Annotated in this window: 15 protein-coding genes; all 15 read left to right on the forward strand. The window is 35.8% G+C overall.

The window, feature by feature from the left end; all coding sequences use genetic code 11:
- Positions 1-407 precede the first annotated feature (407 nt).
- The 15 genes from hslV (at position 408) to FG390_RS01660 (ending at position 14,233) form a co-directional block, all read left to right on the forward strand.
- Positions 408-950 (forward strand): ATP-dependent protease subunit HslV, encoded by a 543-nt coding sequence (gene hslV / locus FG390_RS01590; RefSeq protein ID WP_141189261.1) that lies wholly within the window; start codon positions 408-410, stop codon positions 948-950.
- A 16-nt stretch (positions 951-966) separates the two neighbouring features.
- A complete protein-coding gene (gene hslU, locus FG390_RS01595) occupies positions 967-2,358 on the forward strand; it encodes an ATP-dependent protease ATPase subunit HslU (RefSeq protein ID WP_141189262.1) in 1,392 nt (463 codons plus the stop codon).
- Positions 2,359-2,508: 150 nt separating this feature from the next.
- Positions 2,509-3,285, forward strand: a complete 777-nt coding sequence (codY, locus tag FG390_RS01600; protein WP_141189263.1) for a GTP-sensing pleiotropic transcriptional regulator CodY — start codon at positions 2,509-2,511, stop codon at positions 3,283-3,285.
- Between the two features lie 306 nt (positions 3,286-3,591).
- A complete protein-coding gene (flgB, locus tag FG390_RS01605) occupies positions 3,592-3,972 on the forward strand; it encodes a flagellar basal body rod protein FlgB (protein WP_141189264.1) in 381 nt (126 codons plus the stop codon).
- A 1-nt stretch (position 3,973) separates the two neighbouring features.
- Entirely contained in the window at positions 3,974-4,420 is a 447-nt protein-coding gene (gene flgC, locus FG390_RS01610) for a flagellar basal body rod protein FlgC (protein ID WP_141189265.1), read from the forward strand.
- Between the two features lie 11 nt (positions 4,421-4,431).
- Positions 4,432-4,734, forward strand: a complete 303-nt coding sequence (gene fliE / locus FG390_RS01615; RefSeq protein WP_246092621.1) for a flagellar hook-basal body complex protein FliE — start codon at positions 4,432-4,434, stop codon at positions 4,732-4,734.
- 43 nt (positions 4,735-4,777) lie between these two features.
- Positions 4,778-6,373 carry a flagellar basal-body MS-ring/collar protein FliF gene (gene fliF / locus FG390_RS01620; RefSeq protein ID WP_141189266.1) on the forward strand — a complete coding sequence of 532 codons (1,596 nt, stop codon included), beginning with the start codon at positions 4,778-4,780 and terminating at the stop codon, positions 6,371-6,373.
- A 13-nt stretch (positions 6,374-6,386) separates the two neighbouring features.
- Positions 6,387-7,397, forward strand: a complete 1,011-nt coding sequence (gene fliG / locus FG390_RS01625; protein WP_141189267.1) for a flagellar motor switch protein FliG — start codon at positions 6,387-6,389, stop codon at positions 7,395-7,397.
- Positions 7,390-8,127, forward strand: coding sequence for a flagellar assembly protein FliH (gene fliH, locus FG390_RS01630; RefSeq protein ID WP_181406321.1), 738 nt, complete (start codon positions 7,390-7,392; stop codon positions 8,125-8,127). The genes fliG and fliH overlap by 8 nt, the downstream gene beginning before the upstream one ends.
- Complete coding sequence (fliI, locus tag FG390_RS01635) at positions 8,124-9,425, forward strand: flagellar protein export ATPase FliI (RefSeq protein ID WP_141189269.1); 1,302 nt, start codon at positions 8,124-8,126, stop codon at positions 9,423-9,425. Before fliH ends, fliI begins: the two co-directional genes overlap by 4 nt.
- 13 nt (positions 9,426-9,438) lie before the next feature.
- The gene (gene fliJ, locus FG390_RS01640) at positions 9,439-9,876 is read left to right on the forward strand and encodes a flagellar export protein FliJ (protein WP_141189270.1); all 438 of its coding nucleotides are present in this window, start codon (positions 9,439-9,441) and stop codon (positions 9,874-9,876) included.
- Positions 9,877-9,899: 23 nt separating this feature from the next.
- Entirely contained in the window at positions 9,900-10,529 is a 630-nt protein-coding gene (locus tag FG390_RS01645; protein WP_141189271.1) for a MotE family protein, read from the forward strand.
- Positions 10,530-10,746: 217 nt separating this feature from the next.
- Positions 10,747-13,377 (forward strand): flagellar hook-length control protein FliK, encoded by a 2,631-nt coding sequence (locus tag FG390_RS01650; protein WP_141189272.1) that lies wholly within the window; start codon positions 10,747-10,749, stop codon positions 13,375-13,377.
- A 3-nt stretch (positions 13,378-13,380) separates the two neighbouring features.
- Positions 13,381-13,845, forward strand: a complete 465-nt coding sequence (gene flgD / locus FG390_RS01655; RefSeq protein ID WP_141189273.1) for a flagellar hook assembly protein FlgD — start codon at positions 13,381-13,383, stop codon at positions 13,843-13,845.
- Complete coding sequence (locus FG390_RS01660) at positions 13,838-14,233, forward strand: TIGR02530 family flagellar biosynthesis protein (protein ID WP_141189274.1); 396 nt, start codon at positions 13,838-13,840, stop codon at positions 14,231-14,233. The genes flgD and FG390_RS01660 overlap by 8 nt, the downstream gene beginning before the upstream one ends.
- Positions 14,234-14,244 lie beyond the last annotated feature (11 nt).

Here is a 14,244-nt window from a genome sequence, read left to right on the forward strand (position 1 = left end):
AAAGCAGTCAGGTTAGAACATTGGTGAAACAAGATCTACTTTTGTTCATTGATGATTCTTACGTTTGTGCTGCTTTTATATATCTATGTCTCTTAAATTAAATTTTATCTGATAAAGGATATGTTTGAATGCGTTTTCCATTAAAACACCGTATTTTATGTTTTGAAATTTTTTTGGCCAATATAACATGGTCCGACAGAGCCTGTCTTCGACTTGTTTTCTTTCGCTTTAGGAGAGTCAAAGTAATAGATCGCATAATGACGAATAAAAAGAATATTTTTAACCATACGTATCTTTGGCCCGAGAATTAGTTAATTTATATTTTAGCTAAGGCATTGACCATTGATGTGTTTGGATGTTTAATGACACGGTTATGATTGATCTTAAGTGGTAAGGAGGATGGAGACTTGGAAACATTTCATGCAACGACAATCTTTGCGATTCAGTATAAAGGCACAAGTGCAATGGCAGGTGATGGACAGGTTACTCTTGGTCAATCTGTTATTATGAAACATTCTGCAAAAAAAGTGCGTAAACTATACAACGGGCGAGTTATTGCAGGATTTGCTGGATCTGTAGCTGATGCCTTTACTTTATATGAGAAGTTTGAAGGCCGACTAGAAGAATACAATGGGAACTTACAAAGAGCAGCCGTAGAGTTAGCCAAGGAATGGCGAAACGATAAGATGTTACGACAGCTTGAGGCCATGTTAATTGTTATGGATAAGAAGGATTTGTTACTCATTTCAGGTACAGGGGAAGTCATTGAACCTGATGATGGAATACTCGCCATTGGTTCAGGTGGTAACTATGCCCTTGCTGCAGGAAGAGCGCTTAAGAGTTATGGTGGAGAGGATTTGACAGCGAGCGAGATTGCTAAAGAAGCCTTGCGCATAGCAGGCGAAATCTGTGTGTTTACAAATGATCATATTATTGTCGAAGAGTTATAAATAAGGAGGATTTCCGATGGCATCATCATTGACACCTAAGCAAATTGTTCAGAAATTGGATCAATTTATTATCGGTCAAGATAAGGCAAAACGAGCCGTAGCAGTTGCATTAAGGAATCGCTATCGCCGAACTCTGTTAGATGACAAAATGCGTGAAGAAATTGTTCCTAAAAATATCCTCATGATAGGACCTACAGGGGTTGGAAAAACTGAGATTGCTAGACGTTTAGCCAAGTTAGTCGCTGCCCCATTTGTTAAGTTGGAAGCCACAAAATTTACAGAAGTCGGGTACGTTGGTAGGGATGTTGAATCGATGGTCAGGGATCTCGTAGAAACAGCAATCCGATTAGTTAAAGAAGAAAAAATGGCAAACGTTCAATCGAAAGCAAAAGATGCGGCTAATAAAGAGCTTGTTAAGTTGCTTGTACCTGGGAAACAAAAAACGACCCAGGCAAAGAATCCATTAGAAATGTTGTTTAGTGGCCAAAAATCTGAACAAGAAACGGAAGAAGAAATAACGGACTCAATAAAAGAAAAGCGAAGACAAACAGCTAGACTTCTAGAACTTGGAGAACTAGAAGATCATTTGGTTACCATTGAGGTAGAAGAAACTCAGACGAGTGGCATGTTTGACATCTTTCAAAACTCGGGTATGGAACAAGCGGGTATTAACTTTCAGGACATGTTAAGCAGTGTCGTGCCAAAGAAAAAGAAAAAAAGAAAACTAACTGTAAGTGAAGCAAGAAAAGTTTTAACTCAAGATGCGGCCTTAAAGCTCATCGATATGGACGAAGTGACACAAGAGGCTGTTACAAGAGCCGAGGAAACGGGTATCATTTTTATCGACGAAATAGATAAAATTACCAGTAAAGGTCAAAATTCAGGTGATGTCTCAAGAGAAGGCGTTCAAAGAGACATTCTTCCGATCGTTGAAGGTTCTACCGTGATGACGAAATATGGCGCTGTTAAGACTGACTATATTCTATTTATTGCAGCGGGAGCTTTTCATCTATCTAAACCATCTGATCTGATTCCAGAACTTCAGGGACGGTTCCCAATACGTGTTGAATTATCCAGCTTGTCTGTTGATGATTTTGTCAATATTTTGGTTGAACCCAATAATGCGTTATTAAAACAATATCAAGCATTATTAAAAACTGAAGGTATGAATATTAAATTTTCTGACGAAGCTATTCATAAGCTCGCTTCCATTGCTTATGAAGTGAATCAAGAGACGGAAAATATTGGTGCAAGACGGTTACATACCATTTTAGAGAAGTTGCTGGAAGACTTATCTTTTGAAGCACCAGAAATAACTTTAGAGGAAATAACGATTACACCAGAGTATGTCGAAGAAAAATTATCTAACATTGTAAAAAATAGGGATTTGAGTCAATACATTTTATAATTCCATTTTTTATATCAATTTAAAGCCTTCAATTCTTATAGAAAATCTTGTGTTTGTCGTTCTAAGCTATACCTATATGAACGATGCTAATCTAAGTTGATTTTTAGAATTGTCAACGGTTTAATAACCAATATCAGGAGGAAGTAATTTATGTCATTATTAGAAAAAACAAGAAAGATCAATAATATGCTTCAAGGAGCAAAAACTCCAGTTAACTTTAATGAAATGGCTGAAACTTTAAGAGATATTATTGAAACAAACACTTTTGTCGTCAGTCGCCGTGGTAAACTTTTAGGTCTATCTTTAAAACTAGAAATTGAAAATGATCGTGTGAAAAACATGTTTGAAAGCAAACAATTTCCAGAAGAGTATACACAAAGTTTATTTACGATAACAGAAACTTCTTCAAACCTTGATGTAAATAGTCCGTTTACTGCTTTTCCGACAGAAAACAAAGATTTATTTTCTAATGGTTTGACGACAATAGTCCCAATCGTTGGTGGTGGAGAACGTCTTGGTACATTAGTGCTTTCACGAATTTCTAAAGAATTCACAGATGAAGATTTAATTCTAGCTGAATATGGAGCAACCGTTGTAGGTATGGAAATTCTTCGAGAAAAAACCGAAGAAATTGAAGAAGAAGCTCGTGAAAAAGCGATTGTTCAAATGGCAATAAGTTCATTATCTTATAGTGAATTAGAAGCTATCGAACATATTTTTGAAGAATTAGATGGCAAAGAAGGTCTACTTGTCGCAAGTAAAATAGCTGACCGAGTAGGTATTACTCGTTCTGTTATCGTAAACGCTTTGAGAAAACTTGAAAGTGCGGGTGTCATCGAATCTCGATCTCTTGGGATGAAAGGAACATATATTAAAGTTTTAAATGACAAATTTTTATTTGAGTTAAATCGTATAAAAGGTGAATAAGCCAAACCGAAATTCTAAAGGGTCTATCCGTAATAGCGGATGGACCTTTTTTGGTGTAAAAAAAGAGAATTAGAGGATATGTTCCTTTACCGATGGGTGTTACACTTTTGTAAAATAAATGCCATGATAAAAAGGAGTAATGTCTATTGACAAATTAGAAATATATATGATATAAAAATAGATCTTTATACCTAATTCGATAGAATTTTATTATGAGCAAAATGTAGAATTTAGTGGAAATACGTAGACAAAGCGCGAATTATTGTTAAAATAATGTTATAGACTTGTAGTATTAGGAGGTTCGTAATGGATATTTTCTCAAATACATTGATACCAAAATTAGAAAATGCGATGAACCGTTCCATTGCGATCCAAAATGTAACAGCTCAGAATGTTTCGAATGTCGATACTCCAAATTATAGGGCGAAGCAAGTTGTTTTCCAAGATGAACTTGATCGCGCTATACAGGCAAAAAAAACGGAATCACGGCATCTTTCATTTTCAGGTGATCATGCAGATTATCGTATAGTAAACAGTACGGTTGGTGCTATTCAAAGTAATGGAAATAATGTTGACATTGATGCTCAAATGACGACATTGGCTCAAAATCAAATTTATTACCAGGCTCTAGAAACAGCTATTAATCACAAATTTAATCAAATTAAAACTGTATTAGGAGGAAACTAGAATGGGGATGTTTGATGGGTTGAATATCTCTGCTTCTGGATTAACGGCTCAAAGGCTACGTATGGATGTTATTTCTTCTAATATTGCCAACGCTGATACCACAAGGGATAAGCAAGTGAATGGACAATGGCAGCCTTACCGGCGAAAAATTGTGGAAATGTCACCGGCAAATAGCCCTTTTCAATCTTTTTTAAATCAAGCTGTAGGGTCTTCTGCGGGAAGTGGAGTTAAGGTTACAGAAATTACGGAGGATCAAACCCCTTTTAACATGACCTATGAACCGTATCATCCAGACGCTGATAATAACGGGTATGTCAGAACACCCAATGTAGATCCATTGAAAGAAATGGTAGATTTAATGAATTCACAAAGGTCTTATGAGGCTAATGTGACCGTCATGAATGCTAATAAAAGTATGCTTACAAAAGCACTTGAGATCGGAAAGTAGGTGATTAAACGGTGGATATATCAGCCATTAATATGAAGGGACTTCAGAATGTCATTACTTCTTCAAAAACAGATTCGTCGGTTAGCAAAACATCAAGCTCTTTTTCAAACATATTCGACAAAGCCATCAATGCTCTGAATGAATCCCAGAAGGAATCGGATCAAGCAGTCACAGATCTTATCTCAGGTAAAAATCAAGATCTACATAATGTCATGATCTCTCTGACTAAATCGGATGTCCTTATGCAGACAGCCACGCAATTTAGAAACAAAGCCATTGATGCTTATCAAGAAATTATGAGAATGCAAGTATGATAAACCTGCCAACTCGACTTGATAGCATGATATGGAGGTAGCAATGAAAGAAAAAGCATTAAACCTATTTAAGCTAATAAAAGAAAAGTGGCAGGGTACAAGCAAAAAACAAAAGAGTTGGATGATTGGCTCCTTTCTTTTTGTTATTATCCTTACGATTGTTATATCAATGTTAATGTCAGTAAAACACTATACCCCGTTGTATAGTAATTTATCCGCTGATGAAGCTGGGCAAATTAAAGAAACGCTGGACAGTAAAAAAGTACCTTATCAGCTATCTAATGGGGGTACAACCATTAGTGTTCCGAAAGAAGAAGTAGATCGTTTAAAAGTAGAATTAGCATCACAAGGTATACCTAAATCTGGTGAAATTGACTATTCTTTTTTTGGGAAAAATGCCAGCTTTGGCATGACAGATAAAGAATTCGACGTATTAGAACGTGCTGCCATGCAAACGGAACTCGCCCATTTAATCACCCAGACGAAAGGTGTTAAATCTGCCAAAGTGATGATCAACTTACCTGATAGCAACGTTTGGGTTGGTCAGGATGCTGATGCAAGTAAAGCATCAGCTTCAATTGTTCTAAACTTAGATCCGGGTTATCAACTTTCTGATAATCAAGTTCAAGGGCTATATCATTTAGTATCAAAAAGCGTTCCTAACCTCCCTGAAGATAATATCGTCATCACTGATCAATACTTTAACTATTATGACAAAAAAACATTTGACGGATCTTCTGGTGATGGATCCACGTTAGCTCAATATGATCAACAACGCCAAATAAAACAGGATATTGAAAGAGGAATCCAACAAAAGGTAAGTCAAATGCTTGGAATGATGATGGGTAATGATAAAGTTGTAGTCAATGTGAGCACAGCACTTGACTTTACAAAGCAAAAATCAACTGAGGAATTGGTTGAGCCTGTTGATAAACAGACAATGGACGGTCTTCAAGTATCTTCCGAAAAAATTACAGAAACGTATTCTGGCAACGGTGCTGGTGGACAGGTAGGAACGGGAAATCAAGACGTAACGACATATCAAGGAAACACGAATTCTAATGGTAATTATAAAAAAGTCGAAGAACGAGTTAATAATGAATTTAATCGCATTCATCGAACGATTGTTAATAGCCCTTATACAATTAAGGACCTTGGTATTCAGGTCATGGTTGAGCCACCTAAACCAAATCAACCTTCTTCTTTATCTGCACAGAGTGTTAATGACATAAAACAAATTTTAAACACAATTATTAAAACCTCATTAACAGACAGCCAAGGAGCTGAATTAGATCCAGCCACAATTAGTCAAAAGTCTGTGGTTTCTGTCGGCAAGTTTAATGGGAAAACAAACACCACACAGATTCCAAAGCAATCGAATCTTTGGTTTTATATTACTGGTGGTATTTTGCTTGCCATCATTATCTTGCTCATCATTTTGTTATTGAGAAAAAGAAATAAGGATCAAGAAGATGAGATTAACGATCAATCTATTACAAATCCAAGAGTCGCAAACCTTGAAGAAGCGATCGAATCAGATTCTCCAGAGAAAAATAAATACCGTCAATTGGAACAGATGGCAAATCAGAATCCAACTGAATTTGTTAAATTACTTAGAAGCTGGCTTTCTGAAGATTAAGGAGGGCTGACAGGTGAAGCATAAAGAGTTAACAGGACGACAAAAGGCGGCTATTTTATTAATTACATTAGGTGCCGAGGTCTCTAGTCAAATTTTCAAACACTTAACCGATCAGGAAATGGAAGACTTAACCTTAGAAATATCGCAAGTGAGAACGATTGATAAGGATATAAAGGCCCAAGTGGTTGATGAGTTTTTTCAAACAGCCATGGCACAAGAATATATATCACAAGGTGGAATTGGCTACGCTAAAAAAATATTAGAGAAAGCCATTGGTCCTGAAGCGGCCATAGATGTTATCAATCGCTTAACATCGACACTTCAAGTTAAACCTTTTGACTTTATGAGAAAGACAGATGCTCATCAAATTTTGAATTTTATTCAGCAAGAGCATCCACAGACGATTGCTTTAGTCCTGTCTTATCTAAATCCAGATCAAGCAGCCCAAATTCTGTCAGCACTCCCTCAAGAACGTCAAGCAGACGTAGCAAAAAGAATCGCAACAATGGATCGCACTTCACCTGAAGTGATCAGTCAAGTGGAACGTGTATTAGAAAAGAAACTCTCGGCAACGGCGGTCACTCAGGATTATACGCAAACAGGTGGAATTGCCGCTATCGTTGATGTTTTAAATGGTGTTGATCGTACAACTGAGAGAAATATTTTAGATAACCTAAATTTACAGGATCCTGATTTAGCGGATGAGATAAAAAATCGTATGTTTGTCTTTGAGGACATTATTGTCCTTGATGATCGTGCTATACAACGAATCATTAGAGAAACCGATAATGAAGATCTTGTCCTTGCATTGAAGACAGCCAGTGAAGAAGTGAGAAAAGTCTTATTCTCGAATATGTCTGAGAGAATGGCTGAAACTTTCCGTGAAGAAATGGAATTCATGGGTCCAGTTAGATTACGAGATGTGGAAGAAGCACAAACACGGATCGTTAATATCATTCGAAAACTTGAAGATGCCGGCGAAATAGTGATCGCACGTGGCGGGGGAGATGATATTATTGTCTAATGTCATTAAGTCGCCTTTTCATAGAGAAAAGAAAAAAATTATTAAGCTTGAAACGATAAAACTCGAAGAAAATAAACAAACTAGTGCAGATCTGACTACTGAAAACATGATCCAACAAGCACAGCAAAAGGCTGATGAAATTCTCACACAAGCCAAAAGAATAAGTGAACAACTTTTGGAAGAGAGAAAACAAGAGGAATTACACTTCAAAGCATACTGTGAGCAACAGGTTCTAGAAAAAAGAAAAGAAGGTTATGAAGATGGTTTTTCAAAAGGTGAGTCAGAAGGATATGAGGCTTATTTAGACAAATTAAAAGAGGCAGACAACATCATCGTTAAAGCCAATCATACGTATCAAAAGATCCTATCAAAAGCGGAACCTGACATCATTCTTTTATCAATACAAATTGCAGAAAAAATTATTTCTACGTCATTAGAGAGTGGGAAAGAAAACTGGATCAGTCTCGTCAAAGCAGCTATAAATGAAGTAAAAGATCAGGATGAGATCCATCTCACAGTATCTCCAACGTGGTTTGAATATTTAAACGATTGTTTTGATGAATTACAGACGTACATGAACCAATCTCAACTTTTTATCCATTGTGACATGGATATGAAAGATCATGATTGTGTTATCGAAACACCTCTTGGAAAAATTGATGCAAGCGTGGATACTCAATTATCTGTCATTAAATCCAAGTTGTTAGATATTTTAGGAGAAAGCCAATGAACTTGGCGTATTTAACAGATCAGATTAATACCATCGATCCGTATCGACGCTTTGGAAAAATTACAAGAGTGGTTGGGTTATTGATTGAATCTAAGGGACCTGCTTCGTCCATCGGTGATGTATGTATCATAACAATTAAAAAAAGCCATAAGAAAATTAATGCTGAAGTTGTAGGTTTTCGAGATGAAAATATTTTACTTATGCCTTATACAGATGTCACACAAATTGCACCAGGAAGTCTAGTTGAAACGACAGGAAAACCTCTACAAATAAAAGTGAGTGAGAAATTAATCGGTCATGTATGTGATAGTCTTGGTCATCCTTTAGATGGTTTTCAAATTCCGAGTGGATTTGACCAGGTACAGACAAGTCAATCACCACCCGATCCATTATCTCGGCCGAGAATTACTGAAAAACTCGAACTTGGGGTTAAATCGATTGATGCTCTTCTAACAGTAGGAAAAGGGCAACGGGTTGGAATATTTGCTGGTAGTGGTGTAGGAAAGAGTACGTTAATGGGAATGATTGCTCGGAACACATCGGCAGACTTGAATGTCATTGCACTTATTGGAGAACGAGGTCGTGAGGTTCGGGAATTTCTAGAAAAGGACCTTGGAAAAGAAGGGATGGCAAGATCAATTGTCATTGTGGCAACGAGTGATCAGCCAGCACTCAAACGAATAAAAGGTGCGATGACAGCTACCGCGATCGCAGAATATTTTCGAGCGCAAGGTAAAAGTGTCTTGATGATGATGGATTCTTTAACAAGGGTGGCTATGGCCCAGCGTGAAATTGGTCTTGCAGTAGGTGAACCGCCAACGACAAAAGGCTATCCACCATCTGTATTTGCTCTGCTCCCACAGTTATTAGAACGTACGGGAACAGATCAAAATGGATCAATTACAGCTTTTTATACGGTACTTGTTGATGGCGATGATTTAGATGAACCGATCTCTGACACCGCAAGAGGGATTTTAGATGGTCATATTGTTCTTGATAGAGCTTTAGCTCAAAAAGGACAATATCCTGCCATTAATCTTTTGAAAAGTGTAAGCCGCGTGATGAGCGGTATAGTAGATCAAGATCATCGGATGGCGGCAAATCGATTTCGGTCGTTACTAGCTAAATATGTCGATTCAGAAGATCTCATTCAGATTGGAGCTTATAAAGCTGGAACCTCAAAGGAAATTGATGATGCTGTGAAATATTATCCTTCGATCCTACAATTTTTAAAACAGGATGAGACAGAATCCAGTCCACAACAAGAGTCTATATCTCAGTTGATATACCAATTTTGAGAGGGTGGTATAAATGGCATTTGAGTTTTCTTTAGAGAGGATTTTGAATTTAGCAGAAAGCGAAAAAAGTCAGTTAGAAATAGAATATCAAGCTGTTTATCAATTATTTGAGCAATTAGCGCATCGCTTATTTCAATTAATAGAAAAAAAGAATACCATTCAATCTTGTTTGCAAGAAAAATTCAACGAATCTATTTCCATTCATCAGATCACACATGAATTAGATACGATTGATTTATTTGATAGGAAGATTCAAGAACAAACAAAACAGTATGAAGAAGTGAAGCAACGTTTAGAAAAATTTCAAGATATTTTACAAGCAAAAAACACAGAAATCAAAAAATATGAACGTTTAAAGCAGTCGCAGCTTTCTCGTCATAAGATAAACAAAAAAAAGAAAGAATTGCAAAAGATGGACGAAACGGGTGCGCTTAGGTTTATAAGACAATAAAAGACTAAGGGGTTATGTGAAAAATGGAGAAGACAAGTCTTGCATTAAAAACGATTAAAGCGCTACTTGTCATTATCATTCCTATCATATTTTTGGGTATATTAACATTGCTGATTATGAATTTTGTTGGATTAAACCCAATGGCAGAAATGAAAAGCTTGATCAATGGAAAATCGGAAAAAACACACCAACTTGCCAATAAAGGAAACACCGTTCCTAATGATGCAACGGCCATGAGAAGGGAGATCGCATCACAATCAAAAACGATTAATAAGTTACGTGATGAAATCACTCAAAAATCGGATCAAATTGATGCCTTAAATAAGCAGATTCAAGAAACAAGTTCAAATAAACCAAAAAAACAAACTGATCCATCACAAGCTAGTCAGTCAAAAGCGAATTTGGTTAATCAAACTTATCGAAATATGGATCCAGAAAAAGCAGCAGCAATCTTTGAAAAAATGAGTGTTAAAGATGCTTCGGATTATATAAACATGCTTGACAATAAAACAAAAGCTCAAATTTTAAATAATATGGATCCAGCGAAAGCAGCCGATATTACGAAATTACTCAAGCCATCAAAGAATCAGCAAGAAGCTAGTATTGACAATACAACAGATTCTTCTAGTACGGGAACATTGTCTAGTCCTTGAAATGATATGCCTTAATCATTTTTTGGAAGTGTCATTTTCGTGAAAGATAGGGATTTGTATTTATTCTTATAGAGGTTGTTCAAAAAGTCACCAAATGATAAGCTGCGAATCTCGGCGTTGGCTCGTTTTTCCGGTCCTCAAAACAGCGCCGCCTTGATCTTCTTGCTTCTAATTTGTCACCTTTTTGAACACGCACTTATAGTGAAAGGAGGTGAAAATGTTGCAGACGAAAACCATTGCACAGAAAATTTCTGTTAAGTCATCCATATTAACGAATAAAAAGAGCTCAACAAAATTAAAGATGGGTCCTCAGGTAACTTTTCGAAGTTGGATGAAAATGAAGAAGGGATCAAATCTAATTGGTAACCCAGAGAATTTAAAAAAGGATAAAACGCTTGATGATACGATCGTACCAAGTTCGGTTGATCATATTGCTCCATCAGAATTAAAAAAATCCTCTTTTATCGAGGAAACCGTTCATAAAGACGTTGATAATTTAGACTTAAATTACCGTCAACATTCTCCATCTGATCATTTAATAAGTGAAGAGATGGGACCAAAACAGACGATTTCGGTTTCACAGAATGCTGATCAAGTCTTTCAGGACGAATTCGTGAAGAGTGAAAAAAGACCACATCTTTTTAAGGAAGATAATGCCTTATCTCCGTCTAAACATGAAAAACATCTCACTCGCTCGAAAAAAGAGAAAGTTGTCACCTCTCTTTTACATACGAATTCTCGTGTCATACCTGTTATGGAACAAGGACAATATGAGCGGTTAGATGGTAAACAGAATCTGATCGATGATTCCAAGTACGATACACTTCGTCACGCAATAGTGACACACATTTTTAACCAAGAGCCGATGCAAACTGGAAGAAAGTTTAATTCACAAAACGAAATGACGGTTGCATCAAACAAAGATTCTACAGATAAAAAGCTTAATCACCGACTTGATCAAAATAGAGAAGGTCATGCTTATGAAAATAATTCTCATGTAAAAGATGTGGGAAAACCTAAATGGCCTCTTAGAAATACAACTATGAGAGATGAAATCAATCAGGTTAAACATCCTAATGAAGGGTCTTATGGAGAACTTTATCATGGAACGAATCGCGAAATGGTTGAGAGTAACTCACCAAATCCGTTGTTAAAAGGGTTTAAAAAAGATATTGACGGTTTGAGTATTGAAAATCGACTTAATAACACTAAAAAAACACATGCTTTAAAACAAACAGCAAACTCAAATCAGTCCATGTCTATAAATAATCCCAATTTATTACGGAAAGATAGATTGAGTGATTTCACGAATAAACTCGTATCAGTTGATAACAAACAAGTCAACCGTTCATCTATTTTAAAAGGTAAGACAATTCCAGAAGAGCATTCGATTGTTAACAGGACAGAAGTCGATGTTCAATCAAAAAATATGTCTCATTTATTAAAGTCAGGCCGTGTTAATGAAGATAGAGGATCCAAAAAAATCGATACCCCATCTTCTCAAATAAACGTCCCGGAACGAGATAAAAACAATGTAAACTTTAGCTTATGGAATAAGAAAACTTATGAAAAATCAGCTTATCTTCATTCAGAAGATAATAAAAATATCCAGTCCTTACTGAGTGAAAACAGAATAATAAAGAAGATAAATGAATCTCCTTCTTTACAAAATTCAGTCCAAGCGATACATCATCATGATGAAACAAATAAGCATCAATTTAATGTTAAGGACCAAATTACGGAAAAACATAATGCCAATATTAATTCAGTCCTTCGCAAAAATAGACTTTCTAAAACACGACCTATTAGAGAAACATTGAAAGAACAGAGTGAGCAAACCTTTTTAAAAGATAATCCAAACAAGACTCTTAATCAAAAGCATCGTCAGCCTTTGAAGGCTAGTCATCTGTTACAAACGAATCAAACTGCAATTTCTTATGAAGACAGAAAAGAAATTAACAATCAAAATAATGCAATACTTGGATCTAATTTACTGAATAAAAAAGCAGATGTTAAAAAAGAACAAAATATTCAAGCTCATTCAGATTCACCTATTCCGATAGTTACGGGAAGAAAACAAAATAAAGTTGAAGACGCAAAAAAAACTTATTCATATGAAAAATCAAGTCAAAAGGATGTAAGGTATACTGAATTTCATTCTGAGACAATGGATAAGAAAGAAAGTCAAAATGCAGTTCAAGATCGGAATCATGATTATTCTAGCAATTTAAAACACGGAGTAACGAGAAGTCAACTATCAAGATTAGAGCAAGAAAAAGTCATGCGAATAACACATCAAGATGATTCATTAAGTCATGGAAAGCCTTTATTTCAACCAATTCATGGTCAGATGAGTAAGATTGAACAACTCTCAATCTATGAAAATAATCAATCTGCCGCAACAAATTCAGTACCGGCTCAAATAAGTGAAAAAATAGTGGCATGGCTAGAAAATTCTCACATGGATTTAAATAGGATAAACACTCAAGAACTAACCATTAAACTGAATCCAAGCAACTTGGGAAATATCCACATTGTTTTAAATCAAGACGAAAATGGATTATCTGCTAATATCTTCTCAGAATCTGACGACACTCAGAAATTATTGCAATCGGGCATACACGAACTGAAAGATATATTAATGTCAAAAGATATTGTTGTTCGGGAACTACATGTCCATAAGCATGAGCCAAATGAGTCTAAGCCAAATAATCAAGGGAATTTTAATCAGAACTTTTCTGAAGAAAGAAATCAAGAACAACATAAACGACGTCATAAAAAAAGTGAGTTGTCTCAAATAAAAACATGGCCACTTGATTTTCATGATTTCTTAGTTAAGGAGGTATAAAAAATGGTTGTTCAAGCGGCTTCTAATGATTATTACCTACCTAAAAAGTCTGATACGACCAGCACATCAAATGGCATCTTAGGAAAAGATGATTTTTTAAAAATCCTTATTACACAATTACAAAATCAAGATCCGACTCAACCAATGGATGACAAGAGTTTTATATCACAGATGGCTTCATTTACAACACTTGAACAAACGCAAAATATGAATGACATGCTTGAAAAATTTGTTAACGGTCAATCGCAAAATCAATTATCTAATTTGTCAACCATGATTGGTAAACAAATCGAATGGAATAGCACATCAACAGATGATGAAGGAAACACATCAACCCAATTGATAAAGAGCACAATTAAGAGCGTAACCATGCAAAATGGATCTGTAGAATATATAACAAATGATAATCAGACCTTAAGTCCTTCTCAAATCGTCACGGTATCGGAAGGGCAAGAGTCAAATGTCTAATATCAATCGTTACCAATATCACCCATTCCCTATCGAACAAGGGATTAAACAAAATAATGTCAAACAAAATCAAACGAATAAAACATCTCATTTCGATCAATTGTTGGCAAATAAGTTGGAACACCTTCCAGTGAAGATATCGAAACACGCTAAACAGAGGATGGATGAAAGAAATATTAATCTATCAAACGCACAATGGAATAAGATGCACACAAAACTAATAGAAGCAAAAAATAAAGGAATTACAGATTCTCTTGTTATTACTCAAAATGCTGCACTTGTTGTCAGTGCACCTAAAAATACGGTGATCACCGCCATGAATCGGAAAGAAGCAGAAGCACATATTTTTACAAATATTAATGGAACCATCATTTTAAATGATATTTAAGGCTGGACCTA

It is taken from the genome of Terrilactibacillus laevilacticus (genome assembly GCF_006517395.1).
Taxonomy (GTDB): Bacteria; Bacillota; Bacilli; order Bacillales; family Sporolactobacillaceae; genus Terrilactibacillus; species Terrilactibacillus laevilacticus.

Bases quoted from the DNA above. Each gene is read 5' to 3' on its own strand.
- hslU (WP_141189262.1), top strand. From the start codon at position 967: ATGGCATCATCATTGACACCTAAGCAAATTGTTCAGAAATTGGATCAA.
- codY (WP_141189263.1), top strand. From the start codon at position 2,509: ATGTCATTATTAGAAAAAACAAGAAAGATCAATAATATGCTTCAAGGA.
- flgB (WP_141189264.1), top strand. From the start codon at position 3,592: ATGGATATTTTCTCAAATACATTGATACCAAAATTAGAAAATGCGATG.
- flgC (WP_141189265.1), top strand. From the start codon at position 3,974: ATGGGGATGTTTGATGGGTTGAATATCTCTGCTTCTGGATTAACGGCT.
- fliF (WP_141189266.1), top strand. From the start codon at position 4,778: ATGAAAGAAAAAGCATTAAACCTATTTAAGCTAATAAAAGAAAAGTGG.
- fliI (WP_141189269.1), top strand. From the start codon at position 8,124: ATGAACTTGGCGTATTTAACAGATCAGATTAATACCATCGATCCGTAT.
- fliJ (WP_141189270.1), top strand. From the start codon at position 9,439: ATGGCATTTGAGTTTTCTTTAGAGAGGATTTTGAATTTAGCAGAAAGC.
- FG390_RS01645 (WP_141189271.1), top strand. From the start codon at position 9,900: ATGGAGAAGACAAGTCTTGCATTAAAAACGATTAAAGCGCTACTTGTC.
- FG390_RS01650 (WP_141189272.1), top strand. From the start codon at position 10,747: ATGTTGCAGACGAAAACCATTGCACAGAAAATTTCTGTTAAGTCATCC.
- flgD (WP_141189273.1), top strand. From the start codon at position 13,381: ATGGTTGTTCAAGCGGCTTCTAATGATTATTACCTACCTAAAAAGTCT.
- FG390_RS01660 (WP_141189274.1), top strand. From the start codon at position 13,838: ATGTCTAATATCAATCGTTACCAATATCACCCATTCCCTATCGAACAA.